At 72.9% G+C, this 26850-nt stretch carries 26 protein-coding genes; 16 read left to right on the forward strand and 10 right to left on the reverse strand.

Features of this window, described 5'->3' with window-relative positions; genetic code table 11:
- Positions 1-32 precede the first annotated feature (32 nt).
- Genes CMS_RS12615 through CMS_RS12625 form a run of 3 tightly spaced genes read left to right on the forward strand, consistent with a single transcriptional unit; the run spans position 33 to position 2543 of the window.
- Positions 33-335, forward strand: a complete 303-nt coding sequence (locus CMS_RS12615) for a Dabb family protein (protein WP_012299824.1) — start codon at positions 33-35, stop codon at positions 333-335.
- Positions 336-378: 43 nt separating this feature from the next.
- Positions 379-1020: an ABC transporter ATP-binding protein gene (locus CMS_RS12620; RefSeq protein ID WP_012299825.1), complete on the forward strand. Its 642-nt coding sequence runs from the start codon at positions 379-381 to the stop codon at positions 1018-1020.
- The gene (locus tag CMS_RS12625) at positions 1017-2543 is read left to right on the forward strand and encodes a hypothetical protein (RefSeq protein ID WP_012299826.1); all 1527 of its coding nucleotides are present in this window, start codon (positions 1017-1019) and stop codon (positions 2541-2543) included. The genes CMS_RS12620 and CMS_RS12625 overlap by 4 nt, the downstream gene beginning before the upstream one ends.
- A gap of 26 nt (positions 2544-2569) precedes the next feature.
- On the opposite strand, the gene CMS_RS12630 is transcribed toward CMS_RS12625, so the two are convergent.
- The 4 genes from CMS_RS12630 to aspS all read right to left on the reverse strand — a co-directional run bounded on the left by CMS_RS12630 (position 2570) and on the right by aspS (position 6637).
- Positions 2570-2785, reverse strand: a complete 216-nt coding sequence (locus CMS_RS12630) for a hypothetical protein (RefSeq protein WP_012299827.1) — start codon at positions 2783-2785, stop codon at positions 2570-2572.
- Positions 2786-2861: 76 nt separating this feature from the next.
- Positions 2862-3914, reverse strand: coding sequence for a DUF7882 family protein (locus CMS_RS18275; RefSeq protein ID WP_012299828.1), 1053 nt, complete (start codon positions 3912-3914; stop codon positions 2862-2864).
- Positions 3907-5136, reverse strand: coding sequence for an LCP family protein (locus tag CMS_RS12640; RefSeq protein ID WP_012299829.1), 1230 nt, complete (start codon positions 5134-5136; stop codon positions 3907-3909). The genes CMS_RS18275 and CMS_RS12640 overlap by 8 nt, the downstream gene beginning before the upstream one ends.
- A 184-nt stretch (positions 5137-5320) precedes the next feature.
- Entirely contained in the window at positions 5321-6637 is a 1317-nt protein-coding gene (aspS, locus tag CMS_RS12645) for an aspartate--tRNA(Asn) ligase (protein WP_012299830.1), read from the reverse strand.
- 120 nt (positions 6638-6757) lie between these two features.
- Between aspS and CMS_RS12650 the strand changes: the two genes are divergently transcribed.
- From CMS_RS12650 to CMS_RS12660, 3 genes are read left to right on the forward strand one after another with little or no spacing between them, the layout of a single operon-like run.
- Positions 6758-7600 (forward strand): LamB/YcsF family protein, encoded by an 843-nt coding sequence (locus CMS_RS12650; RefSeq protein ID WP_012299831.1) that lies wholly within the window; start codon positions 6758-6760, stop codon positions 7598-7600.
- Positions 7597-8226: a 5-oxoprolinase subunit B family protein gene (locus tag CMS_RS12655; RefSeq protein ID WP_012299832.1), complete on the forward strand. Its 630-nt coding sequence runs from the start codon at positions 7597-7599 to the stop codon at positions 8224-8226. The genes CMS_RS12650 and CMS_RS12655 overlap by 4 nt, the downstream gene beginning before the upstream one ends.
- On the forward strand, positions 8223-9140 hold the full coding sequence (locus CMS_RS12660) for a 5-oxoprolinase subunit C family protein (protein WP_049791943.1): 918 nt from the start codon (positions 8223-8225) through the stop codon (positions 9138-9140). Before CMS_RS12655 ends, CMS_RS12660 begins: the two co-directional genes overlap by 4 nt.
- A gap of 52 nt (positions 9141-9192) precedes the next feature.
- Here the strand turns inward: CMS_RS12660 and CMS_RS12665 are convergent, their stop codons facing one another.
- The 4 genes from CMS_RS12665 to CMS_RS12680 all read right to left on the reverse strand — a co-directional run bounded on the left by CMS_RS12665 (position 9193) and on the right by CMS_RS12680 (position 15151).
- Positions 9193-10011: a DUF2510 domain-containing protein gene (locus tag CMS_RS12665; RefSeq protein ID WP_012299834.1), complete on the reverse strand. Its 819-nt coding sequence runs from the start codon at positions 10009-10011 to the stop codon at positions 9193-9195.
- Between the two features lie 118 nt (positions 10012-10129).
- Positions 10130-12628 (reverse strand): excinuclease ABC subunit UvrA, encoded by a 2499-nt coding sequence (locus tag CMS_RS12670; protein ID WP_012299835.1) that lies wholly within the window; start codon positions 12626-12628, stop codon positions 10130-10132.
- Between the two features lie 110 nt (positions 12629-12738).
- Complete coding sequence (locus tag CMS_RS12675) at positions 12739-12951, reverse strand: hypothetical protein (RefSeq protein ID WP_012299836.1); 213 nt, start codon at positions 12949-12951, stop codon at positions 12739-12741.
- Between the two features lie 178 nt (positions 12952-13129).
- Complete coding sequence (locus tag CMS_RS12680) at positions 13130-15151, reverse strand: beta-galactosidase (protein ID WP_012299837.1); 2022 nt, start codon at positions 15149-15151, stop codon at positions 13130-13132.
- Positions 15152-15351: 200 nt separating this feature from the next.
- Between CMS_RS12680 and CMS_RS18190 the strand changes: the two genes are divergently transcribed.
- The 5 genes from CMS_RS18190 to CMS_RS12700 all read left to right on the forward strand — a co-directional run bounded on the left by CMS_RS18190 (position 15352) and on the right by CMS_RS12700 (position 19691).
- The gene (locus CMS_RS18190) at positions 15352-16110 is read left to right on the forward strand and encodes an ABC transporter substrate-binding protein (protein WP_256890514.1); all 759 of its coding nucleotides are present in this window, start codon (positions 15352-15354) and stop codon (positions 16108-16110) included.
- A complete protein-coding gene (locus tag CMS_RS18195) occupies positions 16080-16646 on the forward strand; it encodes an extracellular solute-binding protein (protein ID WP_256890513.1) in 567 nt (188 codons plus the stop codon). Before CMS_RS18190 ends, CMS_RS18195 begins: the two co-directional genes overlap by 31 nt.
- A 227-nt stretch (positions 16647-16873) precedes the next feature.
- Positions 16874-17743 carry a carbohydrate ABC transporter permease gene (locus CMS_RS12690; protein WP_086935963.1) on the forward strand — a complete coding sequence of 290 codons (870 nt, stop codon included), beginning with the start codon at positions 16874-16876 and terminating at the stop codon, positions 17741-17743.
- A 3-nt stretch (positions 17744-17746) separates the two neighbouring features.
- The gene (locus tag CMS_RS12695) at positions 17747-18649 is read left to right on the forward strand and encodes a carbohydrate ABC transporter permease (protein ID WP_012299839.1); all 903 of its coding nucleotides are present in this window, start codon (positions 17747-17749) and stop codon (positions 18647-18649) included.
- Positions 18650-18674: 25 nt separating this feature from the next.
- On the forward strand, positions 18675-19691 hold the full coding sequence (locus tag CMS_RS12700) for a LacI family DNA-binding transcriptional regulator (protein ID WP_012299840.1): 1017 nt from the start codon (positions 18675-18677) through the stop codon (positions 19689-19691).
- A gap of 79 nt (positions 19692-19770) precedes the next feature.
- Here CMS_RS12700 and CMS_RS12705 read toward each other — a convergent pair whose 3' ends face one another.
- Positions 19771-20814: a sigma-70 family RNA polymerase sigma factor gene (locus CMS_RS12705; RefSeq protein ID WP_012299841.1), complete on the reverse strand. Its 1044-nt coding sequence runs from the start codon at positions 20812-20814 to the stop codon at positions 19771-19773.
- A gap of 316 nt (positions 20815-21130) precedes the next feature.
- Here CMS_RS12705 and CMS_RS12710 point away from each other — a divergent pair, with 316 nt between their 5' ends.
- Genes CMS_RS12710 through ccsB form a run of 5 tightly spaced genes read left to right on the forward strand, consistent with a single transcriptional unit; the run spans position 21131 to position 25776 of the window.
- A complete protein-coding gene (locus tag CMS_RS12710) occupies positions 21131-21775 on the forward strand; it encodes a histidine phosphatase family protein (RefSeq protein WP_041464692.1) in 645 nt (214 codons plus the stop codon).
- Positions 21775-22383: a TlpA family protein disulfide reductase gene (locus CMS_RS12715; protein WP_041465057.1), complete on the forward strand. Its 609-nt coding sequence runs from the start codon at positions 21775-21777 to the stop codon at positions 22381-22383. Before CMS_RS12710 ends, CMS_RS12715 begins: the two co-directional genes overlap by 1 nt.
- Positions 22384-23124, forward strand: a complete 741-nt coding sequence (locus tag CMS_RS12720) for a cytochrome c biogenesis CcdA family protein (RefSeq protein WP_012299844.1) — start codon at positions 22384-22386, stop codon at positions 23122-23124.
- Positions 23108-24754 (forward strand): cytochrome c biogenesis protein ResB, encoded by a 1647-nt coding sequence (gene resB / locus CMS_RS12725; protein ID WP_012299845.1) that lies wholly within the window; start codon positions 23108-23110, stop codon positions 24752-24754. The genes CMS_RS12720 and resB overlap by 17 nt, the downstream gene beginning before the upstream one ends.
- Positions 24751-25776 carry a c-type cytochrome biogenesis protein CcsB gene (gene ccsB, locus CMS_RS12730; protein ID WP_012299846.1) on the forward strand — a complete coding sequence of 342 codons (1026 nt, stop codon included), beginning with the start codon at positions 24751-24753 and terminating at the stop codon, positions 25774-25776. The genes resB and ccsB overlap by 4 nt, the downstream gene beginning before the upstream one ends.
- Positions 25777-25815: 39 nt before the next feature.
- On the opposite strand, the gene CMS_RS12735 is transcribed toward ccsB, so the two are convergent.
- Positions 25816-26799: an o-succinylbenzoate synthase gene (locus tag CMS_RS12735; protein ID WP_012299847.1), complete on the reverse strand. Its 984-nt coding sequence runs from the start codon at positions 26797-26799 to the stop codon at positions 25816-25818.
- Positions 26800-26850 lie beyond the last annotated feature (51 nt).

Raw genomic sequence — 26850 nt, forward strand, 5'->3', positions numbered from 1 at the left:
GTGGCCCGGTCGACTGCGGATAGGGTCGGTGCATGACCCTCCGCCACGTCGTCTCCTGGAAGCTCGCCGACCGTGATCCCGCCGCCATCGACCGCGACGCCGCGCGCATCGCGGAGGTGCTCGGGACGCTGCCCGGCCTCGTGCCCGGCATCCGCTCGTTCCAGGTGGGGCGCGACGTGGTCGGCTCCGCGCGCAGCCACGACGTGGTGCTGATCGCCGACTTCGACGACCGGGCCGCCCTCGACGCGTACGACGTGCACCCCGAGCACCAGCGCGTCGCCGCCGTCGTGCGCGGCCTCGTGGGCTCCGCGGCCTCGGTCGACTTCGAGGTGTGACTCCGGCCGCCGGCCCGCCCGCGACGTACGGGAGGATGGCCGGATGGGGGATGCCGTCGAGGTCGAGCGGGTGTCGGTGGTCGTCGACGGGATCCCGCTCCTGCATCCGACCGACCTGACGGCGGCGCCCGGCGAGGCCCTCGCGGTCACCGGGCCGAACGGCGCCGGGAAGACCACCCTGCTGCGGGTCGTCGCGGGGCTCACGCGGCCGAGCACGGGGACCGCGCGCGTGCAGGGCCGTCCGGTCGACGAACGCGACGCGGCCCTCCGGCGCGCGGTGTCGGGATCCATCGGGCACCCGCCCGTGGCGCGCGACCTGACGCTCGCCGAGCACCTCGCCGTCATCGCCGCGACGTGGGGGATGGACGCGTCGGCCGCCCGGGACCGCGCCGCGGTGCACCTCGAGCGGTGGCGGCTGGCGCCCCTCGCCCGCCGGTTCCCGCACGAGCTGTCGTCCGGGCAGTCGCAGCTCGCGGCGCTGGCGATGGCGACGGTGCGGCCCTACGACGTCCTGCTGCTCGACGAGCCGGAGCAGCGGCTCGATCCCGACCGGCTGCAGCTGGCGATCGGGATCCTCCGCGCCGAGCTCGAGGACGGCCGCGCGCTCGTGCTCGCCACCCACAGCCCGACGCTGCGCGAGGCGGTGGCGCACCGGTCGATCGCGCTCGTCGGCGACGCCGCGTGAGCACCCGGCGCGTCCTCCGCACGGTCCGGGCCCTGCGCCGCGAGCGTGGCGGCGCGACCCCGATGGACCTCGCCTACGTCCTGTACGCGGGGGCGCTCACGGTGCTCATCGTGGGGGTGCCGGTGCTGCGCGCCATCGTGCTGGAGCTCGCGGAGCCGGATGCGGCGGCCGCCCTCCGCGACCTCGGGCCGCAGGCTTCCGCCGCGGTCGTCGGCCTCGCGGCCACCACGCTCGTGATGGCCGGCGGCGCGCGGGGCCCGGCGCTGCTGTCCCCGTTCCTCACCGCGGCGCTCGCCGGCAGCGGGCTGGCGCGCCGGAGCGTGCTCGCGCGCCCGTTCGCCCGCGCCGCGCTCGGATCCTCCGCGCTCGCCGGGCTCGTCGCGCTGCTGCCCGCGCTCGCGCTGCTGGTCGCGGGCGACGCGGACCCCTGGCCGGTCGCCGTCTGGACGGCCGGCGGCGCGCCGGTCGGCGTGATCCTCGCGGGCTGCTGGCTCGCGGGCCAGCGACTCGGCCCGGGCGGCCGTGCCGTCGGGGGAGCCGTCCTGCTCGGATCCACGGTCGTCGCGGTCCTGGTGCCGGCGGCGATCACGCCGTGGTCGGCCGTGCGGGTGCTGTTCCCGGCCCGTGGCGCGTGGCCGCCGGCGCCCGACGCCGCCCTCGCGCTCGGGGTGCTGGGCGGCCTCACGCTCGCCGTCGTCGCGCTGGCGCCGGTGCTCCTCGGCGGGCTGCGCGGGCCCGAGCTGCTCGCGCAGGCGCAGCGCTGGCAGGCGGCGACGACCCTCGCGACGACCGGCGACCTCGCGATGGCGGTGGGTGGGTTCCGGCCGCTCCCGCGGATCGGGCGCGGCTGGGGAGCCGTGCGCGGCGGGTCGCCCGCGGCCCTCGTCGCGTGGCGCGACCTCGTCGGGGCGGCGCGCACGCCGGTCCGCGCGGCGTCCGCGTGCCTCGGGGTCGCGGCGTCCGGCGCCCTGCTGGCGGTGTCGCTCGACGGCGCGGGGGCCGGGCTCGTGATCCCCGCCCTCGGTGCCGTGCTCGTCGGCTTCCTGGCGCTCGGGGTCGGCGCGGACGGCTTCCGGCACGTCGTCGACGTCGCCTCCGCCCCGCCCCTGTACGGGATCCCGACGGGTCGCCTGCTGCTCCTGCACGCGACGCTCCCCGCGGCGGCCGGCGTCGCGTGCGCGCTCGTGGGCGCCGGGATCGCCGTGGCGGGCGGTGCGGGTGCCGCCGCGCTCGTCGTCGCGCCGGCGGTGACGCTGCTGCTCGTCGTGGTGCGCGCGCTCGACGCCGCGAAGGGACCGCTGCCCCTGGAGGTGATGGCGCCCGTGATCACGCCGGCCGGCGACGCGTCCGCGCTCGTGATCGCCGCGTGGCAGGCCGACGCGCTCCTGCTGGCGGGCGGATCCGTCCTCGCGGTCGTCTCCGCGGCCGCGACGGTCGGCCCGGTGGCCGCGGCGCTCGTGCTGCCGCTGGGCGCGGGCGTGGCATCCCGGGTGCGGCACCGGATCCAGGCGGTGCGGGACTAGCCGCGCTCAGCCGGTGCGAGCCGCGCTCAGCCGCGCGGCATCGCCTGCTCGAGGATCCGCACGGCCTCGTCGGCCGGGACGGTCCACGAGATCGTCGCCGTGATGCGCGCGACGCCGTCCTCGCCGACGCCGGTGCCGGTGAAGTCGACCTGCACGTCGCGCACCTCGCGGCTGATGGCGTTCGCGGACTCGGCGGCGCCGAGGATCGCCTCGTCGTCGTAGGGGAGGTTGGTGAGGGCCATGGTCGTCCTTCGGTCGCGGGTCGGGCGGGTCGGGCAGGGCGGGCGGCAGGTCGCCGGAGGCCCGTGGCGTGTGCCGTCAGTCGGCGCGCGGCTCCGGGTGCGGCGACGATCCGGGCGGCGGCTCCGGGATCAGGTGCAGCCCGGATCCGGTGTTCGCGCTCTCCATGAGCACCTCCACCCACGCGGGGTTGATCGCCGGGACGCGGCTGCCCGAGAACCGGAAGTGCAGCGGGAGCTCGGGCGCGACCCACACGGTGCTGCGTCCGTCGCCCTCGGATGCCGGGTACTTCCACGAGAACGCGAAGCTCTCCCGGCGGCGCAGCTTGTTGATCATCACGATCTGCAGGTGCGCGAGCGCTCGGTCGTCGATGGTGGTGCGGGTGGTGCTGTCGAAGATCAGCTGGCCCATGCCCTGCCCTCCTCCATGTCCCGTCCTCAGGTCTCGTCGGCGGCGCGGATCCTGCGGATCCCGCGGCGTCGACGGCTCGGCGGCCCGCGGGTGGGGGCATCGAGTGATGGGCCCGATATTACGGCAACAGAGGAAACAGTTCTCCGGCGGGCGGGGATCCCGTCGCCCGCGGATCCCTAGCGGGCGGCGGCGTCGAACGCGTCGAGCACCGCCCGCGCCACCTGCCGGGGGGGGGCGGTCGTCGGTCGGGATCGTCGTCTCGTCGAGGCCGGACTCCCGCAGCCGCGCGGCGAGCTGCGCGTGGCGGGCCAGGTGCCAGTCGCGCGCGGCACTGCGGTCGTCGTCGTAGCGGGAGCGCAGGCGCGCCTCGACGACCGTGGGCGACGCGGTCAGGAGCACGCTGCGCACGTCGATCCCGAGCGCGTCGCGGTACCTGTCGAGGTCGGCGCGCTCCGCCGCCACCCCGCTGATCACGAGCTGCCGCGGCCCCGCCTCCTGGAACAGCGCCCACGTGGCGGCCATGGCCCGCGCCTCGACGACGATGTTCTCCGGATCCCACGACGCGGGCGGCCAGGACCGGTGGAACCAGTCCACGTCCATCAGGCTGAACGGCCGCCCGGCCTCGGCGAGCAGCTCGCCGAGGTGGTCGAGCACGGCGCTCTTGCCGACGCCGTAGGTGCCGTTGACGAGGAGGAGGGCGGGCGGGCTGGCATCAGCCATTCGAGCAGGTCTCCTCCGCGGCCGTCTGGCCCGTGACGCCCGAGGGGAGCACGGCGGGGGCGGAGGGCTCGGCGGACGGCGTGCTTCCGGCGTCGGGCGCGGGGGTCTCCCCGGCCGCGGGCTCTGGCGCGGCCACTCCCTGTCCGGTGCTGCCCGGCGCGAGGGAGAAGTCCGCGTCGGCCGCGATCAGCCGGATCATCTCGTCGCCCTTCACGACGTCCTGCGCCACGCGCTGGCTCTCGAGCCGGATGCTCGGGTACTGCACGAAGGTGAAGCGGTCGAGCGGGATGTCCTTGGCCGTGAGGGCGAGCGACGTGATGGCGGACGGGGTGTCCAGCGAGGTCGAGAGCACCATGTTGTCGACCGCGGCGCGCGCGATGCCGTACAGCTTGGCCGGGTTGGTCAGCGTGTCCGTCGACGTGATGGTGCGCAGGAGGGCGCTGAGGAACACCTGCTGGTTGCTGATGCGGTCGATGTCGCTGCCGTCGCCCACGCCGTGGCGGGTGCGGAGGAACTGGACGGCTTCGCGCCCCTGCAGCGGGTGCACCCCGGGCTGCAGGTCGAGATCGGTCTTGGGGTCGTAGATGCGCTTGGCGACGCAGACGGGCACCCCGCCGACCGCGTTCGACATCGCGAGGACGCCGTTGAACTGGATGACGCCGCCGTAGGGGACCTCGAGTCCCGTGATCGCCTCGACGGTCCGCACGACGCACGGGAGCCCACCGCGCTTGAGCGCCACGTTGATCTGCTCGTCCGAGGACGCGGGCTCCTCCGAGGCGTCCGGACGGGTGCAGGCGGGCATGTCGACGAGCATGTCGCGCGGGAAGGAGACGACGGTCGCGCGCGTGTGGTCCTCGCTGATGTGTAGGAGCATCGTGACGTCGTTGAGGTTGCCGGTCTGGACGTCCTTGCCCGTGCCGTAGCCATCGCCCTGACCCTCGCGGGTGTCGCCGCCGACCAGCAGGATGTTGGCGCCCCCGTCGATCCCGCCGATGGAGGGCGGCGCTGCCTTCCCGTCCCCGATGTCCACGGCGTTCGCCTGCACGGTGCGCGCGAGGTCCCAGGCGGCGACCGCGGCGACGGATCCGGTGCTCACGACGGCGACGGCTGCCACCACGACCACGGCGAGGACCGCGGTGCGCACCGCGCTCGGCTTCCGCAGCCGACCGTGCCGGGCGATCCCGGGCGCGAGGCTCCGGTCGTGTCGCGTCTCGTGGGGCATGCGGGCTCCTCGGGGTCCGGGCGTGCGGCCGCCCGGGCGGGTCGGCGGTGCCTGCCACGCTACGGGCGGGTCGGCGTCCGCGGTTCCCCCGAGCGATGTAGATCCGCACGCCCGGACCGGGGCCGCCGACGCGGAACGGCCCGACCCCCTGCTGAGGGGATCGGGCCGTCCGGTGGAGCAGGACCTACGGGGCGAGCCGGTTCGGCCCGCGGAACAGGTAAGTGACCTCGCGGAGGTTCGACTGGTGCAGCAGCAGCATCAGCACGCGGTTGAGGCCCATGCCGAAGCCGCCGTGCGGGGGCACTCCGTAGCGGAAGAAGTCGAGGTAGGAGCCGAGCTCCTCGGGGTCGAGGCCCTTCTCGCGGGCCTGCGCCTCGAGCACGTCGACGCGGTGCTCGCGCTGGGCGCCCGTGGTGATCTCGACGCCGTTCCAGATGAGGTCGTAGCTGTTCGTGATCGACGGGTCCTCGGCGTTCCGCATGTGGTAGAACGGCCGGATCGTCGACGGGTAGTCCGTGAGGAACACGAACTCGTGGCCGAACTCCTCCATCACGTGCGCCGCGATCTGGCGCTCGCCCTCGGGGTCGAGGTCGTCGTCGGCGCGGTCGATCACATGGCCGCGCTTCGCGACGATGTCCTTGGCCTCGAGCAGCGGGATCCGCGGGAACGGGATGCTCGGCACAGTCACCTCCACGTCGAACAGCTCGCGGATCTCGTCGCCGTGCTTCTCCTTCACCGCGGTGAGCGCGGCGACGATGAGCTCCTCCTGGAGGCGCGCGACGTCCTCGTGGCTCTCGATCCAGCTGATCTCCGCGTCCACCGAGGTGAACTCGGTCGCGTGGCGCGAGGTGAAGGACGGGTCGGCGCGGAACGCCGGGCCGACCTCGAACATCTTGCCGAAGCCGGCGGACTGCGCCATCTGCTTGAAGAACTGCGGGCTCTGCGCGAGGTACGCGACGCCGTCGAAGTAGTCGACCTTGAACAGCTCGGCGTTCGACTCGGAGGGCGTGGCCATGAGCTTGGGGGAGAAGACCTCGATGAAGTCGTGCTCGACCCAGTAGGTGCGCAGCGCGTGGACCAGCGTGGTCTGCACGCGGAAGATGAGCGAGTTGCGCGGCGCGCGCAGGTCGATGAAGCGCCAGTCGAGGCGCTTGTCGATGGAGGAGTCGGCCGCGATGGGCGTCTCGGGGATGGCGGCCGCGGCGACCTCGATGCCGGACAGGCCGATCTCCAGCCCGCCGAGCTTCACGCGCTCGTCGTGCTTGAGCGTGCCGGTCGCGGTGAGGAAGGTGCCCGCCGCGAGCCCGGAGATGGTGTCGGCGGTCGCGTCCTCGTCGCCCTGGCGCTTGTAGGTGAGCTGCACCGCGCCCGACTCGTCGCGGAGGATCACGAACTGGATCTTCTTCTGATCCCGGACGGTCTCGACCCAGCCGGAGACGGCCACGTCCCCGTCGTCGAGGGCGGCCAGGTTCTTGATGAGGGTGCGTGAGGTCACGGTCATCGAGTCTATCCGCGCCGCTGTCGGGCCGGTCGCCCCGCGGGCCGCCTAGCCTGGTCGCACGGCCCCGCGACGGGCGGTCGCCGGCGCCGGTCGCGGCGCGACCACCGCAGGGGAGACGCCATGCAGATCGACCTCAACAGCGACCTGGCCGAGTCCTTCGGCCGCTGGACCCTCGGCGACGACGACGCGATGCTCGACGTCGTCTCGAGCGCGAACGTGGCGTGCGGGTTCCACGCGGGGGATCCGCTCGTCATGCTGCACGCGCTCGAGCGCGCGGCCCGGAACGGCGTCGCCGTCGGCGCCCACGTGGCCTACCGCGACCTCCAGGGCTTCGGCCGCCGCGACCTCGACGCGTCGCCCGCCGAGCTCACGGGCGACGTGCTCTACCAGCTGGCCGCGATCTCCGGCTTGGCGCGCACGGTCGGCGCCCGCGTCTCCTACATCAAGCCGCACGGCGCCCTCTACAACCGCATCGCGCACGATCCCGTGCAGGCGCAGGCCGTGGTGGACGCGGTCGTGGCGCTGGATCCGACGCTCCCCGTCCTCGGGTTGCCCGGCTCGGAGATCCTCCGGCTCGCCGACGCCGCCGGCCTGCCGACGCGCGTCGAGGCGTTCACCGACCGGGCGTACACGCCCGAGGGCGCGCTCGTGTCCCGGCGGCAGGAGGGGTCCGTGATCCACGACCCGGCCGATGTCGCGGCCCGCTCTGTGCGCATGGCGACGGAGGGCACGGTCGTGGCGATCGACGGATCCGTGGTGCGGCTCGACCCCGACTCCCTCTGCGTGCACAGCGACACCCCCGGGGCCGTCGGGCTGGCCCGCGCGGTGCGGGACGCGCTCGAGGCGGCGGGCGTGGAGATCCGGCCGGTGCCGGATGCGGCTGGCGCAGACGCCGCTGCGACGGCGGCTCCCGCCGGCGCCGACCGTCGCGCGCTCCCCGCCCGCGACCGGCGCGCGCTGTGACCCTCCGGCTCCTGCCGTGCGGCGACGCGGCGGTCATGCTCGACCTCGACTCGCTCGACGAGGTGCTCCGCCTGCAGCCGGTGCTCGACGCGACGCGGCCGCGAGGCGTCGTCGACATCGTGCCCGGCGCGCGGAGCATCCTCGTCACGGTGGATCCGCACGTGCTCCCGCTCGCCGCCGCCCGCTCCTGGGCGCTCGCCGCCGAGCCGGCCCGGCCCGCCGACGAGGCCGGCTCCCGGGGTGACGCGCCCGTCGAGATCGACGTGGTCTACGACGGCGAGGACCTGGCCGACGTCGCCGCGCTCCTCGGCATCGGGGTCCGCGAGGTCGTGGAGCGCCACACCTCGGGCACCTGGACGGTCGCGTTCGGCGGCTTCGCGCCGGGCTTCGGCTACCTCGCCGGCGTCCCCGGCCTCGAGGTGCCGCGCCGCACGTCGCCGCGCCCGCGGGTCCCGGCCGGCGCCGTCGCGCTCGCGGGCGAGTTCAGCGGGATCTACCCGCGCGTCTCGCCGGGCGGCTGGCAGCTCATCGGCACCACGCGGGCGGTGCTGTGGGATCCCGAGCGCGAGCCGGCCGCGCTGCTGCAGCCCGGATCCGCCGTGCGCTTCCGCGAGGTCGACGCGTGAGCGACGCGCCGGCTCCCCGCCGCGGTCGCCGCGCGACGACCGTGGCCGCGCCCGGCCTCGTGATCGAGCGCACGGGGCCGCTCATGCTCGTGCAGGACGCGGGCCGACCCGGCCACGGCGGCATCGGCGTCTCGCCGTCCGGTGCGCTGGATCCCCGCGCCCTCGCCGACGCGAACCTCCTCGTCGGCAACGCGCCCGGCGCGGCGGGCCTCGAGATCGTGCTCGGCGGCGCCGTGCTGCGGGCGACGGCCGCCGTGTGGGTCGCCGTCACGGGCGCCGTCGGACCGCTCGTGCGCACGGTGGGCCGCCGGTCGCGGCCCGCGCCGTACGCCGCGGCCGTGCTGCTCGACGCCGGCGACGCCCTCGAGATCGGGTCGGCTGTCGCGGGGATCCGCTGGTACCTGGCGGTGCGCGGCGGCATCGACGTCGCGCCCGTCCTCGGCTCCCGCGCGACCGACATGCTCTCCCGCGTGGGACCCGCGCCCGTCGCGGTGGGCGACGTGCTGCCCGTCGGATCCGCGCCCGCCCGGCCCGTGCCCCCGATCGACTCGCTCGCGGTCTCCGCGCCCGCCGACGGCGACGTGGTCCTCCGCGCGTCGCCCGGCCCGCGCCTCGACTGGTTCGTCGACGGATCCTGGACCGCGCTCCTCGACCGCGGGTGGGAGGTGACCGCCGAGGCCGACCGCGTGGGCGTCCGCCTCGACGGCGAGCCGCTCGAGCGGCGGATCCCGGGTGAGCTCCCCAGCGAGGGCGTCGTCACCGGCGCGCTCCAGGTGCCGCCGTCGGGCCGGCCGATCCTGTTCCTCGCCGACCACCCCATGACGGGCGGCTACCCGGTCATCGGCGTGGTCGCCCGCGACGACGTCCGCCTCGCCGCGCAGCTGCGCCCCGGCCAGCGCATCCGCTTCGTGTGAGCGGACGCGCCGACCGGGGCGCGGGACGTGCGGCGGGCGGGCCGACTGCGGATCAGTAGCGGCCGGTGCTGTACATCTGCATCGTCGTGGAGAAGGCCTCGACGAACTTGACGATGGAGATGAACGCGACGATGACGTTGAGCCCGACCCAGAGCCAGATCGGCGACAGCGCGTTCGCGGGCGCGCCCTCGATGCGGCGGCGGACGACGATCGACCGCCCGATGAGGTAGACGCCGCCGGCGACGGGGATGAACGCCCACGCCCAGTGGAAGGGGCGGACGATGCCGCGGCGCGTGAGGTCGCGCCAGTCGACGAACGCGAGCGCGACGGATCCGCCCCACAGGAGGAACTGGACGAGGCTGCTGATCGCCGAGGCGACCAGGGCGTCGGGTCGCGGGCCGCGGGGACTCATCTCGAGCGCGGTGCGGTAGTCGACGTTCAGCGCGAGGACGATCGAGACGAGCGGCAGCGCCGCGAGGACCCAGATCGCCCACGTGAACGGGGACGTGGACGCGGGCACCTGCGGGGGAGGGGTCGGGGCGGCATAGGGCGTCTGCGCGTACCCGGCCTGCGCGTAGGGCTGCTGCCCGTACGGCTGGCCGGGAGCCTGCTGGCCGTAGGCCGGCGGCGCGGCTGCGGCCCCCGGGGCCTCCGGGGCCACGTGGCCGGAGCCCGGAGCGGCGGCGGGCTGCCCCGCGGATCCCTGAACGTCACCCTGCTGGCCCGCGGACGACGAGGCCGCGGCGGCGGCCGGCGCGTCGGCCAGGTGGTCGGTCCAGCGCGTGCCGTCCCACCAGCGCAGGCGGTCGGATCCTGCGGGGTCCGCGTACCAGCCCGCGGGCGTGGAGGGTGTACCGGTCGAGTCAGTCACGAGGTGCTCCTAGGGGCGTGCGGGATGGAGGCGAGCGCGTCGGACGCACCGGGGCGCGACCGCAAGAGGTCAGACTACCCACGTCGCGCTGGGCCCGTGCCGTCCTGCGCGACCCGTCTCAGGAGGCGTCGAGCCGCCGCGCGAGGTACGGCGCCGTCCGGCTCCCCGCGGCGTCGGCGACCTCCCGCGGGGTGCCCTGCGCCACGATCCGGCCGCCTTGGTCGCCGCCCGACGGCCCGAGGTCGATCACGCGGTCGGCATCCGCCACCACGTCCATCTCGTGCTCCACCACGACGACCGTGTTGCCCGCGTCCACCAGCCCCTGCAGCTGCCGGAGGAGGAGCACCACGTCGGCCGGATGGAGGCCCGTCGTCGGCTCGTCGAGCAGGTAGAGGGTGTGGCCGCGCGGCGCCCGCTGCAGCTCGGTGGCCAGCTTGATCCGCTGCGCCTCGCCGCCCGACAGCTCGGTCGCGGGCTGGCCGAGCCGCAGGTAGCCGAGGCCCACGTCGCGGAGCGTCGCGAGGGCGCGGGCCGCGAGCGGCACGTCCTGCAGGAAGCCGTGCGCCTCGTCCACCGTCATGCCCAGGACGTCCGCGATCGACTTCCCGTGGTACTCGATCTCCCGCGTCGCCGGCTCGTACCTGGCGCCGTGGCAGGTGGGGCACGGGCCGTAGGAGCCCGGCAGGAAGAGGAGCTCGACCGTCACGGATCCCTCGCCCTGGCAGGTCTCGCACCGCCCGCCCGCGACGTTGAACGAGAACCGGCCGGCGCCGTAGCCGCGGGCGCGCGCCTCATCGGTGGCGGCGTACGTGCGCCGCACCGCGTCGAAGAGCCCGGTGTAGGTGGCGAGCGTCGAGCGGGGCGTGCGGCCGATGGGGCGCTGGTCGACCGACACGAGCCGGTCGACGGCGTCGGCCCCCTCCACCCGGGCGATCCGCGCGGGGCCCGACGCGTCGTCGTCGCCATCCGCGTCGTCCGCCTGCTCGACCACCACGCGGTCGGGCGCGAGCGAGGCCCGCAGCAGGTCCGGCAGCACGCGGCTCACGAGCGTCGACTTGCCGGATCCGGACACGCCCGTCACCGCGACCATCACGCCGAGCGGGATCTCCACGTCGAGGTCCACGAGGTTGTGCAGCGTCACGCCCGTCGCCCGGATGCTCCCGGTCGGCGTGCGCGGCGTCCGCTCGGCGCGCGGAGGCGCGAGGTCCGGGAAGAGGTGCGGTCGGGTCGCCGACGCCTCCACCTCGCGGAGCCCGTCGACGGGACCGCTGTAGACGACGGATCCGCCCGCCTGCCCCGCGCCCGGCCCCACGTCCACGATCCAGTCGGCGCGCCGCACGACGTCCATGTCGTGCTCGACCACGAACACGGAGTTGCCGGAGTCGCGCAGCTGCTCGAGCACCTCGAGCAGCGGCTCGGCGTCGGCCGGGTGCAGCCCCGCCGACGGCTCGTCGAGCACGTAGACGACGCCGAAGAGCCCCGACCGCAGCTGCGTCGCGAGACGGAGCCGCTGCATCTCGCCGGGCGACAGCGTCGTGGTGACGCGACCGAGGCTGAGGTAGCCGAGCCCGAGGTCCACCAGCACGGCGAGGCGTGCGACGAGGTCGGTCGTGATGGTCACGGCCACGTCGCCCATGCCGTCCGCCGGCGCGATGGCCGTCGCGAGGTCCGCGAGCGTCAGCGCGTTGAGCTCCTGGATGCTGCGGCCCGCGAAGGTCACGGCCAGCGCCTCCGGCGTGAGCCCGCTCCCGCCGCACCGCTCGCACGTGCCCGAGACCATGTGCGCGAGCGCGGCGTCGCGGAGCCGCGGGCTCGCCGAGTCGGCGAGCGTGTGCAGCACGTAGGAGCGCGCGCTCCAGAACCGCCCGTTGTAGGGCTTCGCCACGCGGTCGCGCTGCGGCGTGATCTGCACCACCGGCTGCTCCTCGGTGAAGAGGATCCAGTCGCGCGACTCCCGCGGCAGCTCGCGCCACGGCACGTCCACGTCGTACCCGAGCGCGATGGTGACGTCGCGCAGGTTCTTGCCCTGCCAGGCGCCCGGCCATGCGGAGATCGCGCCTTCTCGGATGGAGAGCGACGGATCCGGCACGAGCGACGCCTCGGTCACGGTGTGCGCGACGCCGAGCCCGTGGCACACGGGGCACGCGCCCGCGGCCGTGTTGGGCGAGAAGGCGTCGGAGTCGAGCCGGCCCTGGCCCGCGGGGTACGTCCCGGCCCGCGACATGAGCATCCGGAGCGAGTTGGACAGCGTGGTCACGGTGCCGACGGTCGAGCGCGTGCTCGGTGCTCCGCGGCGCTGCTGCAGCGCGACCGCCGGCGGTAGGCCCGTGATGCTCTCGACGTGCGGCGTCTGCTCCTGCCGGATCAGCCGGCGCGCGTAGGGCGCCACCGACTCGAAGAAGCGGCGCTGCGCCTCTGCGTAGACGGTGCCGAACGCGAGCGACGACTTGCCGGACCCCGAGACGCCCGTGAAGGCCACGATCCGGTCGCGCGGGATGTCGACGTCCACGTCGCGGAGCGTGTTCTCGGACGCACCTCGCACCCGGACGAAGCCGTCGGCCTGCCCGGTGTCGGCGGCGTGGTGGTCGGATGCGGGAGGCGTGGGGGAGGCAGGCACCTGCTCGACCCTAGGCCTGCGCGCGCGCGATCGTCGATCCGGTGCGAGCGCGGCCGGGAGGTGCTATCGGCCGCCGGGCGGGCGCATGCAACGCCCGCCCGGCGCTCGGGTCAGCCGAGCGCGCGGCGCGCCTCCTGGAGCGTGGGGAAGTCGCCGACGTCGCGGCCGAGGCGGTCGGTGACGTGGAAGCCGACGCCCCACCGCTCCTCGGAGAGACCCGCGAACTCGTCGCCGCGTCGGGCGACCCAGAGCCCCGCGGCGACGGGGGACCAGCTGATGCCGGGGATGTCGGTCTGGCCGGGTGCGGCCTGCGTGAGAGCCATTGCTCCTCCTTCTCCGCGGCTCGTCATCGAGCCGCCTGCTGTCGTCGTCGACGTGGATGCGCGTCGCGACGCCTTCCGATGGGGTGGAACACGACTGTATGCGCACTAACGGCTAGTGGGCGCTCTTCTGAGCGGATCCGCAGGACCGGGCCCGCGGATCCGCTCGTCCACGGTCCGGTCATCCGGCCGTGCGCACCACCCGCACCGCGCCTGCCGGCACCTCGAGCGCCCCGTCCGCCTCGGTCCCGGTGAGCAGCTCGGCGCCGCGGATCGCCACCGTCCGCGGATCGTCGGCGTGGTTGACGAGGAAGGTGAACGCCTCGCCATCGCCGTGCCGCGTCACGCGCTCCAGGCCGTCCGGGGCCGGCTCCGCGTCGATGCCCGCCTGGGCCAGCACGTCGGCGAGCAGCGCGTCGAGCGCCGCCGGGTCGAGGCGCGTCGAGACGTACCAGGCGGCGCCGGATCCGACGGCATTCCGTGTGATCGCGGGTCCATCTGCTGCCGGTCCCGACGCGTAGCGCACGAGCGCCTCGGCGCCGCACAGCACGATGTCGTCGGCCCAGCCGGTTCCCGTCGCGCCGGAGTCGAGCGCCACGGTCTCGTCGGCGCGCAGCGGAATGAACTCCTGCACGCCGAGCCCCAGCACGTCGCGGAGCGCGCCGGGCGCCATCCCCTCGTGCACGGCGTCGTCCTGATCCACGATGCCGCTGAAGTACGACACCACGAGCCGCCCGCCGCCCGCGACGAAGTCCCTGAGGTTCCGCGACCCCTCCTCGTCGAGCAGGTACTGGGCGGGTGCGAGCACCACGTCGTAGCCCGACAGGTCGTGGTGCGGATGCGCGAAGTCGACCGTCACACCCCGGTGCCAGAGCGCCGTGTAGAAGGCCTCGACGCGCTCGCGGTGGTCGAGCTCCACCGACGGGCGCCACTCGAGATCCTGCGCCCAGGACGACTGGATGTCCCAGAGGATCGCGACGCGGGCGCGGACGCGGGATCCGCGCACGGGCGCGAGCGCGGCCACGTCCGCGCCGAGCGCCACGACCTCGCGCCAGATCCGCGTGTCCGTGCCACCGTGCGGCAGCATCGCCGAGTGGAACTTCTCCGCGCCGAAGCGGGAGGCGCGGAACTGGAAGAACATGACGGCGTCGGATCCGCGCGCCACGTGGGCGAGGCTGTTGCGCGCCATCTCCCCGGGCCGCTTCGCGATGTTGCGCGGCTGCCAGTTCACGGCGGATGTGGAGTGCTCCATGAGCATCCACGGCCGGTTGCCCGCGAAGGAGCGCGTGAGGTCGGCGTCGAGCGCGAGCATCACGTGGCTGTCCCGGCGCTCGGCCGTGAGGTAGTGGTCGTTCGCGACGACGTCGACCTCCCGGCTCCACCGCCAGTAGTCGATGGACGGGCAGCTCGATGCCATGAAGTTCGTGGTGATCGGCAGATGGGGCGTGTGCTCCCGGATCGCGTCACGCTCGGCGGTGAAACAGGCGAGGAGCGCATCCGACGTGAAGCGCGCGAAGTCGAGCCGCTGCGTCTGATTCGTGGTGCTCGCCGACTGCCGGGGGGCGTCGATCTCGTCCCACGTCCCGTATCGCTGACCCCAGAACGACGTGCCCCACGCGCGGTTGAGTTCATCCAGCGAGCCGTATCGGGCCTCGAGCCAGGCACGGAAGGCGCGCACCGAGTGGTCGGAGTAGCAGTCGCTGATGGGCGCGCCGTACTCGTTGTGCACGTGCCACATCACGAGAGAGGGGTGGTCCCGGTAGCGCTCGGCGAGCCGGCGGGCGATCTCCGTCGCCGCCCTGCGGTACTCGGGGCTCGAAGGGCTGACCATGCCGCGGGATCCGAAGCCGAGCGCCGTGCCGGAGCGCGTGACGGGACGCGAGTCGGGGTAGCGCGCCCAGAACCAGGCGGGCGGAGCGGCGGTGGGCGTGCCCAGGTCGACGTCGATCCCGTTGGCGTGGAGGAGGTCCATGACCTCGTCGAGCAGCGCGAAGTCGTACACGCCTTCGCTCGGCTCCAGCACGGACCACGAGAAGATGCCGATGCTCACGAGGTTCACGCCAGCCTCGCGCATCAGCCGGACGTCCTCGTGCCACGTCTCGCGGGGCCACTGCTCCGGGTTGTAGTCACCGCCGTATCGCAGGGCTTCGGTGCCGCGCGGCCAGGTGAGCGGGCGCGGGCTGTCGCGGCGATCCGGATCCATGTCATCTCCTTTGACTGTGTGCGCTCCCAGTTCTAACACACGCAGTTCGGGAGGTAACGACCGCATCACGGGTAATTGACACGCCCTTTGTGCTGTGCGTTACTGAGAGCGCTCACAGTCAGCGTCGACCCGTATCTCGTCACCCGACGGCCTGTGCTCTGCGTGAGCGCTCCCACTCAGCCTTTCGCCAAGGAGGACGAATGCGCACATCCATCCGCACAGCCGCGGTCGCGGCGGCAGCTGCCGCCGTGCTGATCACCACCGGATGCGCCCCGGGCGCAGCAGACGACGGGCCCGTCGAGCTCAGCTATTGGGCTTGGGCGCCCGACCTCGACAAGGTCGTCGACATCTGGAACCAGCAGAACCCCGACATCCAGGTCACCGTGAACAAGCAGGACGGCGGCGACCCCGCCGTCACCAAGCTGCTCACCGCGATCAAGGCAGGCAGCGGCGCCCCGGACCTGATGCAGGCCGAGTACCAGAAAATCCCGACCCTCGTCTCCGCCGACGCGATCGCGGACATCTCCGAGCAGGGCGCCGGAGACCTCGAGGGCGACTTCAGCGCAGGCGTGTGGTCGAGCGTGACCCTGGGCGGCGACGCCGTCTACGCGATCCCGCAGGACGTCGCACCCATGATGCTCTTCTACCGCGCGGACATCCTCGCCGAGCGCGGCATCGCCGTCCCGACGACGTGGGACGAGTACCGTGCCGCGGCGGACGCCGTGCACGCGGCCGACCCCTCGCAGTGCCTCGGCACGTTCTCCGCGAGCGACGCCGGATCCTTCGCGGGACTCGCGCAGCAGGCGGGTGCCTCCTGGTGGTCCATCGACGGCGACGCGTGGGGAGTGGGCATCGCGGCGCAGCCCACGGAGGAGGTCGCGTCGTACTGGGCGACCTCGTCGAGTCCGGCGCCATCGACAACAAGCCCATGTACACGCCGGAGTGGAACCAGGGGCTGAACGACGGCACGCAGGTCGGCTGGATCAGCGCCGTGTGGGCGCCCAGCGTCCTCGCTTCCAACGCGCCGGACACTGCGGGGAAGTGGGCCGCGGCACCGCTGCCGCAGTGGGACGCGTCGTCGCCCGCGACCGGCACGTGGGGCGGATCCACCACCGCCGTCACCACGCAGTCGGAGCACAAGGAAGCGGCCGTGGAGTTCGCCAAGTGGCTGAACACCGACCCGGAGGCGGTGAAGGCGCTCGCCGACATCTCGAACGTCTACCCGGCGGACACCGAGGCAGTGGCCGACGCGCTCGACACCGCGCCCGAGTTCTTCAGCTCGCAGCCCGACTTCTACGACGTCGCGGCCGAGGCTGCCGACTCGATCGCGCCGTTCACCTACGGTCCGAACGTCAACGTCGCGTACAGCGCCTTCAACGACGAGTTCGCGAAGGCCGCTGACAGCCGCAAGAGCGCCGACTTCCTCGCGGCCGTCGACGCCATGCAGCGGATCACGGTGGCCGACATGGAGAAGAACGGCTTCACGGTCAGGTGACCCCACCGTTCCGCCGGTCGGTGCACGATGCCGGCCGGCGGATCCCCCGGCGCCCGAGGCGCCATCCGCGCCGACGCGCATCCCCAGACAGAGAGGTCTCCCACGTGACCGAGACGGCGGCGCCCGCGCGCCCGACCCCCACCGGCGCAGGCTCCGCACCGCGCCTCCCCGCGGCGCGTCCGCGCACGCACGGCACGTTCCGCTCGCGCGTGCTGGTGCCCTATGCGATGCTCGCCCCGGGTATCATCCTGTTCGCCCTGTTCATGCTCGCCCCCATCGTCTACACGCTGATGCTCAGTTTCCAGAGAAAGCAGGTCGTGGGCCTCGGGCTGGGCTCGGGCGGCAGTACCACGGTCTTCGCCGGGCTCGACAACTACGCGGGTGCGCTCGGGGATCCCGAGTTCGCCGCGTCGGTCGGCCGGGTCCTCCTCTACGGGCTCATCCTCATCCCGTGCATGCTCGGCCTCGCCCTGCTGTTCGCGCTCCTGCTCGACTCCCGGCGCTCCCGGGCCACGGGCTTCTCGCGCGTCGCGATCTTCCTGCCCTACGCCGTCCCGGCGGTCATCAGCTCACTGCTCTGGGGCTTCCTCTACCTGCCGGCCGTGAGCCCCTTCTACTACCTCGCGGACCTCGTCGGATGGGACGCACCCGAGGTGCTGTCCAGCGGCCTCATCATGTTCGGCATCGCCAACATCGCGCTATGGGGCGGCGTCGGCTTCAACATGATCGTGATGTACACGTCCCTCAAGGCCGTGCCCACCGAGATCTACGAGGCCGCCCGCATCGACGGCGCGAGCGAGGTGCAGGTGGCGCTGCGCATCAAGATCCCCATCATCACGCCATCGCTCATCATGACCGGCTTATTCTCGATCATCGCGACGCTGCAGGTCTTCGCCGAGCCGACGACGCTGCGTCCCCTCACCAACACCCTCTCCACGAGCTGGACGCCGCTCATGAAGATCTACCGCGACGCGTTCACGCGCGACGACATCTACTCGGCGGCCGCCAGCTCGATCGTGATCGCAGGAGCCACGTTCCTCGTGTCGTTCCTGTTCCTCCGCGTCGTGCAGAAGCGCGCCTTCGGACAGGAGGACTGACCCGTGTCCACGATCACCGCCCCGCGCGCCGCTGGCGAGCGCGCCCTCACCCCACCGCTCGCCCCGCGCCGCCGCGCGCCCGGTCGTCCCAGCGCGGTCGCGACCGTCATCCTGATCCTCGGCGCCGTCTACTGCCTGCTGCCCGTCGTCTGGGTCGTCATGGCCTCGACCAAGAGCTCGGGCGAGCTGTTCTCCACCTTCACGTTCGCGCCGAGCGCCAACCTGTTCGCGAACATCGCCGAGCTCAGCGCCTACCGCGACGGCATCTACTGGCGCTGGATGCTCAACACCGCCCTCTACGCGGGCGTCGGCGCCATCCTCTCCACCTACGTCTCCGCGCTGTCCGGCTACGTGCTCGCGAAGTTTGCGTTCCCCGGCCGCGACGCCGTGTTCACCGTACTGCTCATGGGTGTGCTGGTCCCCGGTGTGATCCTCGCCATCCCGCAGTACTTCTTGATGGCGCAGGTGGGCCTCACCAACACGTACTGGGCGGTGCTGCTGCCGCAGATCATCAGCCCCTACGGCATCTACCTCGCTCGGATCTACTCGGCGGCGTCCGTGCCGACCGATGTCATGGAGGCGGCGCGCACCGACGGCGCGAAAGAGATGTACGTGTTCCACCGCATCGCGATGCCGATGATGCTGCCGGGCCTCGTCACGATCCTGCTGTTCCAGTTCGTCGCGATCTGGAACAACTTCCTGCTGCCGTACATCATGCTCGGCGACGACAGCCTGTTCCCGCTCACGGTCGGGCTCAACGGCCTGCTGAACCAGGGGGCGTCGGCGCCGTCGATGTACACGCTCGTGATCACGGGGGCCCTGCTGTCGATCCTGCCGCTCATCGCGATGTTCCTGCTGCTGCAGCGGTTCTGGCGCGTCGACCTCGCGGCCGGCGCCGTCAAGTAAGGGGGGGCGACCCTAGACTCGCGCCATGGTCACCAGAAGCGGCAGGCGGCGTCCCACCATCGAGGACGTCGCGGCCGAGGCGGGGGTGTCCCGGGGCACCGTGTCCCGCGTCCTCAACGGCGGCCACTGGGTGAGCGCGGACAAGCTGCAGGCCGTCAACGCGGCGATCAAGAAGACGCAGTACCGCGTGAACCCCCACGCCCGAGGGCTGGTCACGCGCCGATCCGACTCTGTGGCGTTCCTCCTCACGGAGCGGCACGAGCTCCTGTTCGAGGACCCGAACTTCTCCCGGCTGATGCGCGGCACGGCGGAGGCGCTCGCCGAGCGCGATGTGTCGCTCGTGCTGATCATGGCGGGCACGCCGGACGAGCAGCGGCGGGCGAAGGAGTTCATCATCGCGGGCCACATCGACGGCGTGCTGCTCGTGTCGTGGCACAGCGGAGCGCGGGACCTCGTCAACGACATCCACCTCGCGGGCGTGCCGGTCGTCGCGTGCGGGGTGCCCCTCGGCTTCGAGCGGAGCCTCGGCTACGTCGCGGCGGACGACGAGGAGGGCGCGCGCACCATGACGGCGCATCTGCGCGGCCTCGGGCGCACGCGCGTCGAGACGATCACGGGCCCGCCGGACACCTCGGGCGGCACGAAGCGGCTCGAGGGATATCGGGCCGAGCTCGGCGACGCCTTCGATCCGGCGCTCGTCGCGGTCGGGGACTACGGAGTGGAGAGCGGCGCGCGGGCGATGGCCGAGCTGCTCGAACGGGCTCCGGACCTCGACGCGGTGTTCGCCGCCAACGATCTCATGGCGACGGGCGCGTTGCGTGTGCTCGCCGAGCGCGGCCGCCGCGTGCCCGAGGACGTCGCCGTCGGCGGGTTCGACGACTCGCCCGTCGCCGCCACCGCGTCGCCGGCCCTCACCACGATGCGGCAGCCGTTCGACCGCGTCAGCTCCGAGATGGTGCGCCTGCTCATGCAGGTGATCGAGGGGGAGCGGCCCGCGAGCATCGTGCTGCCGACCGACCTCGTGATCCGCGACTCCGCCTGACCGGATCAAGCCGGGCGACCTCGTGCACACGAGGGCCGCCCGCGACGTGCGCGGACGGCCCTCGTGTCGTGCGGCGGGATCAGCCGCGGATGTACATCTCCAGCTCCGGGATGCGGAGCTTGGCGAGCACCTTCTTCTCGATCTGGCGCACGCGCTCGCGCGTCACGCCGAGCTGCTGGCTCACGAAGGCGAGCGAGCGCGGCTCGAGGCCGGCCAGGCCGAAGCGCATCCGCACGACCTCGGCGTCGCGCTCGGCGAGCCCGTCGATGAGGCGCGTGACGTGCGCGGCCATGAGCTGCTGCGTCACCACGTCGATGGGCTGCGTGACGTCGGCGTCCTCGATGAGGTCGGCCATCTCGGTGTCGCCGTCGCCGCCGCTGCCGCCCACGAGGACCTGCAGCGACATGGGCTCCTGCGCGCGGTCGAGCAGGTAGCGCACCTTGGTGACGGGCGTGTCGGACTCGCGCGCGATCTCCTCCATGGAGGGGTCGCGGCCGAGCTCGTCTCCGAGCTCGCGCTGCACGGCGTTGATGCGGTTGATGTGCTCGACCGTGTGCACGGGGATCCGGATGGTGCGGCTCGTGTCGGCCATGCCGCGGGTGATGGACTGCTTGATCCACCAGGACGCGTAGGTCGAGAACTTGAAGCCGGCCTGGTAGTCGAACTTCTCGACGGCGCGGACGAGGCCCATGTTGCCCTCCTGGATGAGGTCCAGGAACGGCAGGCCGCGGCCCGTGTAGCGCTTGGCGATGCTGACGACGAGGCGCAGGTTCGCGTTCACGAGGTGCTGCTTGGCGCGCATCCCGTCCTGGGCCAGCGTCTGGTACTCGCGGCGCTCGGCGGGGGTGAGGTCGGTGCGGGTGTCGAGGACCTCCTGCGACAGCACGCCCACCTCGATGCGGCGGGCGACGCTCACCTCGAGCTCGGCGGTCAGCAGCGGCACGCGGCCGATCTGGCGCAGGTAGTCCTTCACGGCGTCGGTGCTGGCGCCGGGGGTGACGAGCGAGGGCTCGGGGAGGTCGGAGTCCGCGTACGGATCCACGGGGCGGGCGGACTCGATGTGGTCGAGCTCGGTGTCGGAGGCGGTCTCGGCGGCCGTGGTCCTGGTCGGTGTCATCGTCATGGTGCCCGTTCCTTCCGTGCCGTCGCGGACGGCATCGTCATGCGGGCCCGCGTCCGTTAGACGGGGGTCTCTGCGAGGTCCCGTGTTCCACAGGGCTCTCGCTGGGAGGCCGGATCACGACCTCGAGCACCTAACTTAGCGTGCGATTCCTTTGGGGCCCAAACGTTTGTATACACACGTAATATCCGGTCGAAGCCGGTCTCGAGAGGCCGGCCCCCACCGGTGCGCACAATCTTATTGGGGACGAATGATTAGCGCAGGGGGTTGCGTCTGATCCTCGGCGGTTGTACATCTGCTCGCCACCTACACTTGACGGGTGGTCGCCTCACGAATCCATCTCGTCCGCCATGGCGAGGTGCACAACCCGCACGGAGTCCTCTACGGACGCATCCCGGGATACGGCCTCTCCGAGCTCGGCCACCGCATGGCCGACGCCGCCGCGCAGGCGCTGGAGGAGGCGGGTGCCCCCGTCAACCGCGTCATCGCCTCGCCGCTGCAGCGCGCGCAGGAGTCCGCGGCCCCGTGGGCCGAGCGCTTCGCCCTCGAGGTCCAGACCGACGAGCGGGTCATCGAGCCCACCAACCGCTTCGAGGGATCCAAGTTCCCCTCGCCCGCCCGCATCGCGCGCTCGCCGCGCCTCTGGCCGCTGGTCGTCGATCCCGTGAAGCCCAGCTGGGGCGAGTCGTACCGCTCCATCGCCGCGCGCATGGCGGAGGCCGTGAAGGCCGCGTACCGCTCCGTGCCCGACGGCGACGTCGTCATCGTCAGCCACCAGCTGCCCATCTGGATGGTCCACCTCTCCCTCTCGGGCGAGCGCCTCTTCCACGACCCGCGCCAGCGCCGCTGCGCCCTGTCGAGCATCACCACGGTCGAGCGCGTCGGCGACCGCTTCGTCGAGACGGGCTACATCGACCCGGCGGCCGGTCTCGCCGCCGACGCCGTCGACCAGGGGGCGGTGTGATGCCCGGCGTCAGCCGTCGCAGCATCCTCGCCGCCGCCGCATCCGCCGTGCTGGGTGCCGTCGCGCTCTCGGGCTGCACCGAGGATCCGCTCGCCGCCGAGTTCAAGGCCGGCGACAACAAGCGCTACATCGCCGGCGACGGCACGTTCACCGAGATCCCGCTCGCCGAGCGCGCGGCACCCGTCGAGTTCTCCGGCACGCTGTCGGACGGCACGGAGATCACCTCGGCTGACTACGTCGGCGCCGTCACGGTCCTCAACTTCTGGTACGCCGAGTGCCCGCCCTGCCGCCTCGAGGCGAAGGACCTGCAGGCCGCGAGCGAGGAGCACGCGCCCGACGGCGTCAAGTTCCTCGGCGTCAACACGCGCGACCAGCGCCCGAACGTCGACTCCTTCGACAAGACCTACGGCATCACCTACCCGTCCGTCCTCGACGTCGAGGACACGTCCATGCAGCTCGCGTTCGCCGGCACCATCGCGCCGAACGCCGTGCCCGCCACCATCATCCTCGACCGCCAGGGGCGCGTCGCCTCCCGGGTGCTCGGGCAGATCGACCCCGGGGTGCTCCGCACGCTCGTGAAGGACACCGTCGCCGAGGCGGCGGGGTAGGTGGACCAGATCCAGAGCGTCCTCTCCGGCCAGCTCCTCGTCGCGGTGCCGCTCGCGCTGCTCGCGGGCCTGGTCTCGTTCGCGTCGCCGTGCGTGCTGCCGCTCGTGCCCGGCTACCTCGGGTACATCGGCGGCATGGCGGAGGCGAAGGGCGGATCGGCGACGCGTCGCCGGCTGCTCCTCGGCACGGCGCTGTTCGTGCTCGGCTTCTCCGCCGTCTTCATCGTCACCACGCTCGTCTCGGCCACGGCCGGCTTCTGGCTCATGCGCTGGCAGGACGTCATCACGCGCATCCTCGGCGTGGTCCTCATCGTCATGGGACTCGTCTTCACCGGTCGGCTCGGCTTCCTGCAGCGGCAGGTGAAGAGCTCGTGGCGCCCGGCGACCGGCCTCGCGGGCGCGCCGCTCCTCGGCGTCGTGTTCGGCATCGGCTGGGCGCCCTGCATCGGCCCGACGCTCGCCGTCGTCATCTCCATGAGCCTCACCTCGGCCGACGCGGGCCGCGGCGTGCTGCTCGGGGTGGCCTACTGCATCGGGCTCGGCGTGCCGTTCCTCCTCGTGGCCCTCGGCCTCGGCTGGATGACGCGCACCGTCGGGTTCCTCCGTCGCCACATCCGCACCCTCAACCTCGTGGGGGGAGCGCTGCTGGTCATCACCGGCGTGCTCATGGTCTCCGGCCTCTGGTCGGCGTGGATGCTCCAGCTCCAGGGGGTGATCGCCACGTATGTCCCGGCCATCTGACCACGTCGACTCCCCGCGGCAGGCGCCGCGCGAGGGGGCGCCCATCACGCAGCCCAAGCTCGGCTTCCTCGGCACGCTGCGGTGGTTCTGGCGTCAGCTCACGAGCATGCGCACGGCGCTGTTCCTGCTGCTGATGCTCGCGTTCGCAGCGATCCCCGGATCCCTCGTGCCGCAGCGCAGCTCCGACCCGAACGGCGTGACGCAGTTCCGCGCCGACAACCCGGACCTGTACCCGATCCTCGACAAGCTCCAGGTGTTCGACACGTACAGCTCCGTCTGGTTCTCCTCCATCTACCTGCTGCTGTTCATCAGCCTCATCGGCTGCGTCGTGCCGCGCGCCAAGCACCACTTCGATGCGCTCCGCCAGGCGCCGCCCAAGACGCCCGCCCGGCTCTCCCGCCTCGCCGGGTACACGACGCGGGCGACCACCGCGGATCCGGTCGACGCGATCCGCCAGGCGCGCGCGCTGCTCAAGCGCCAGCGCTACCGCACCGTCCTCGTCGACGACGCGTCGGACGCGGGCGGCGTGCTCTCCGTCTCGGCCGAGCGCGGCTACATGCGCGAGACCGGCAACCTGGTCTTCCACTCCGCGCTCGTGGGGATCCTCGTCACGGTCGGCATCGGCGGCGGCTTCGGCTACTCCGGGCAGAAGGTGCTCGTGGAGGGGCAGTCGTTCGTGAACACGCTCTCCACCTTCGACTCGTTCAACCCGGGCCGCTTCTTCGACGACTCATCGCTCACCCCGTACCGCGTGAAGCTCAACGCCCTGCACGTGCAGTACGAGCAGGAGAACCCGAACGCCATCGGCCAGCCGCTCGACTTCACGGCCGACGTCACCGCGGACGTGCCGGGCGGACAGCCGCAGGACCGCGAGGTGAAGGTCAATGACCCTCTGGCCATCGGCGGCACCGACATGTACCTGCTCGGCAACGGGTACGCGCCGCACGTGACGGTGCGTGATCCCCAGGGCACCGTCGTCTACAGCGCCGACGTGCCGTTCCTCCCGCAGGATGCGAAGCTCACGTCCCTCGGCGTCGTCAAGGTGCCGGACGGGCTGCGCGAGCAGGTCGGGATGCTCGGCTTCTTCTACCCGACGCAGGGCGCGGAGAAGGCGCCGTTCTTCTCCTCCTACCCCGACCTCGACAACCCGCTGCTGACGTTGAACGTCTACACGGGTGACCTCGGGATCGACGGCGGCGTGCCGACGTCCGTCTACACGCTCGACACGGGGAACCTGACGCAGCTCACCGGCGGCAAGACGGGCGTCCAGTCCATCGAGCTCGCCCCCGGCCAGACGACGGACCTGCCCGACGGCCTCGGCAGCGTGAGCCTCGACTCCGTGCCGCGCTTCGTCTCGTTCGACGTGCACCACGACCCGACGCAGCGCTGGGTGCTGCTGTTCGCGATCCTCGTGCTCGGCGGCCTGCTCACCTCCCTCTTCGTGCCGCGCCGGCGCGTGTGGGTGAAGGCGGTGCCGCAGGCCGACGGATCCACGACCCTCGAGTACGCGGGACTCGCCCGCGGCGAGGACCCCACGCTGGAGGCCGCCGTCGCGGCCCTGGCCTCCACGCACGTCGCCGGTCTCACGCCGGACGCCGTGTCAGATGCAGAAGTTAGGCTCCACTCGTGAACACGGCCATGCTCGACGACGTCTCCCTCATCGCGCTCATCGTCGCGATGGGGCTCTACGCGGCCGCGTTCATCGCGTTCGCCCTCGACCTCGCGCGGCGCTCCGCGCTCGTGGCGGACGCGGCCACCACCGCGGCACGTCAGCCCTCCGCCGTCGGCGCCACCGCCGCGCGCCGCGGAGGCACCACCACCATCGAGCGCGAGCCCGCGTCGTCAGGCGGTGGCCGCGTCGCCACCGGGCCGGGCGCGCCCGTCGCCGCCGGCCGATCCCTCAGCCTCAACGTCGCCATGGTTCTGCTCGTCGTCGGGTTCGTCGCGCACGCGATCGCCACCGTGCTGCGGGGCCTCGCCGCCTCGCGCGTGCCGTGGGCCAACATGTACGAGTTCGCCATGACCGGCACGCTGCTCATCCTCAGCGTCTACCTCATCGTGCTCACGCGCCGCGACCTGCGCTTCCTCGGCACCTTCGTCACGGGCCTCATCCTCATCCTGCTGGGCATCGCGGTGGTCCAGTACCGCGTCGAGGTGGCACCGCTGCCGCCGTCGCTGCAGTCGTACTGGCTCGTGATCCACGTCTTCGTCGCCGCGCTCGGCACCGGCTTCTTCGCCCTCGCGTTCGCGCTCTCGGGCGTGCAGCTGCTGCAGTTCCGGCGCGAGTCGCTGGCCGCCGACGCGCAGGCCGCCAAGATGCGCTTCCTCGCCACGCTGCCCGACTCGGTCACGCTCGAGTCGATGGCGTACCGCCTCAACATCGTGGGCTTCATCTTCTGGACCTTCACGCTCATGGCCGGCGCCGTCTGGGCCGAGCGCGCGTGGGGCCGCTACTGGGGCTGGGACACCAAGGAGGTCTGGACCTTCATCATCTGGGTGCTCTACGCCGGCTACATCCACGCGCGGGCCACGCGCGGCTGGCGCGGGTCGCGCTCGGCGTGGCTCGCCATCATCGGGTTCTCCGCCGTCATGTTCAACTTCGGCGTCGTCAACGTGTTCTTCAAGGGGCTGCACACCTACAGCGGGCTGTAGCCGCTCGGGCTGCCGCCGCTCGCGCTGCCGCCGATCGGGTCACGCGCGGGCGAGCACGGCGTGCGTGCGGCGGATCCGGTCGAGCCACCAGGCGCGGCGGTCGGCGTCGGCAGCGTGGGCGTCCAGGAGGCTCGCGTCCGGCGTCACGCGCCGCACCGGGATCCGGCCGTCGACCGGCACGAGCGGCTCGGCCACCACGTCCTCGACGAAGAGCGAGACCGTGCCGAGGCCGCAGTCGTGCGGGAGCTCGGGGATCGCGGCCGCGAGGTGCGCGGCCATCGAGATCCCGACGCTCGTGTCGAGCGCGCTCGAGACCACCACGGGCAGGCCCGCGTCGCGGGTGATCCGCAGCGCGCGGTGGATCCCGCCGAGCGGCTGCGCCTTGATCACCAGCAGGTCGGCGGCGCCGGCCCGGGCGACCCGCAGCGGGTCATCGGCCTTGCGCACGCTCTCATCGGCGGCGATCGGCACGCCCAGGTGGCGGATCCGCCCGCGCAGCTCGGCGAGCTCCTCCACCGACGCGCACGGCTGCTCCGCGTACTCGAGGTCGTGCTCCGCGAGGGCGTGGATCGCGTGCTCCGCCTCGTCGACGTTCCATGCCGCGTTCGCGTCGATGCGCACGCGGCCCTCGGGGCCGAGCAGGCGGCGCACCTCGGCGACGCGCGTCACGTCGTCCGCGAGCGTCGTGCCGCGCTCGGCGACCTTGACCTTCGCGGTGCGGCAGCCCGGGAAGCGCGCGAGCACCTCGGCGACGCGCGACGCCTCGACGGCGGGGATCGTCGCGTTCACGAGCACGTGGTCCCGCAGGGGCGCGGGCGGCGCGGTCCACCCGAAGTCGAACGCGGCGACGAGCCAGGCGGCGGACTCGGCGTCGTCGTACTCCGTGAACGGCGAGAACTCCGTCCAGCCGAGCGGCCCCTCGATCAGCACGGCCTCGCGCACGTCGAGGCCGCGAAAGCGCGTGCGGAGCGGCAGGGCGACGACGCGGGCGGTGGCGAGGAGGTCATCGAGGGCGGGGAGCATGGAACCAGCCTCGCACCCGCGGGCGCCCGGCGGGGTGCCGCCTAGGCTGGA

The organism is Clavibacter sepedonicus (genome assembly GCF_000069225.1).
In the GTDB taxonomy this organism is placed as follows: domain Bacteria; phylum Actinomycetota; class Actinomycetes; order Actinomycetales; family Microbacteriaceae; genus Clavibacter; species Clavibacter sepedonicus.

Excerpts from the sequence above, each read along its gene's own strand:
- CMS_RS12615 (WP_012299824.1), top strand. The coding sequence starts at position 33 with ATGACCCTCCGCCACGTCGTCTCCTGGAAGCTCGCCGACCGTGATCCC.
- CMS_RS12620 (WP_012299825.1), top strand. The coding sequence starts at position 379 with ATGGGGGATGCCGTCGAGGTCGAGCGGGTGTCGGTGGTCGTCGACGGG.
- CMS_RS12630 (WP_012299827.1), bottom strand. The coding sequence starts at position 2,785 with ATGGCCCTCACCAACCTCCCCTACGACGACGAGGCGATCCTCGGCGCC.
- CMS_RS18275 (WP_012299828.1), bottom strand. The coding sequence starts at position 3,914 with ATGGCTGATGCCAGCCCGCCCGCCCTCCTCCTCGTCAACGGCACCTAC.
- CMS_RS12640 (WP_012299829.1), bottom strand. The coding sequence starts at position 5,136 with ATGCCCCACGAGACGCGACACGACCGGAGCCTCGCGCCCGGGATCGCC.
- aspS (WP_012299830.1), bottom strand. The coding sequence starts at position 6,637 with ATGACCGTGACCTCACGCACCCTCATCAAGAACCTGGCCGCCCTCGAC.
- CMS_RS12650 (WP_012299831.1), top strand. The coding sequence starts at position 6,758 with ATGCAGATCGACCTCAACAGCGACCTGGCCGAGTCCTTCGGCCGCTGG.
- CMS_RS12675 (WP_012299836.1), bottom strand. The coding sequence starts at position 12,951 with ATGGCTCTCACGCAGGCCGCACCCGGCCAGACCGACATCCCCGGCATC.
- CMS_RS12680 (WP_012299837.1), bottom strand. The coding sequence starts at position 15,151 with ATGGATCCGGATCGCCGCGACAGCCCGCGCCCGCTCACCTGGCCGCGC.
- CMS_RS18190 (WP_256890514.1), top strand. The coding sequence starts at position 15,352 with ATGCGCACATCCATCCGCACAGCCGCGGTCGCGGCGGCAGCTGCCGCC.
- CMS_RS18195 (WP_256890513.1), top strand. The coding sequence starts at position 16,080 with ATGTACACGCCGGAGTGGAACCAGGGGCTGAACGACGGCACGCAGGTC.
- CMS_RS12690 (WP_086935963.1), top strand. The coding sequence starts at position 16,874 with ATGCTCGCCCCGGGTATCATCCTGTTCGCCCTGTTCATGCTCGCCCCC.
- CMS_RS12700 (WP_012299840.1), top strand. The coding sequence starts at position 18,675 with ATGGTCACCAGAAGCGGCAGGCGGCGTCCCACCATCGAGGACGTCGCG.
- CMS_RS12705 (WP_012299841.1), bottom strand. The coding sequence starts at position 20,814 with ATGACGATGACACCGACCAGGACCACGGCCGCCGAGACCGCCTCCGAC.
- CMS_RS12715 (WP_041465057.1), top strand. The coding sequence starts at position 21,775 with ATGCCCGGCGTCAGCCGTCGCAGCATCCTCGCCGCCGCCGCATCCGCC.
- resB (WP_012299845.1), top strand. The coding sequence starts at position 23,108 with ATGTCCCGGCCATCTGACCACGTCGACTCCCCGCGGCAGGCGCCGCGC.
- CMS_RS12735 (WP_012299847.1), bottom strand. The coding sequence starts at position 26,799 with ATGCTCCCCGCCCTCGATGACCTCCTCGCCACCGCCCGCGTCGTCGCC.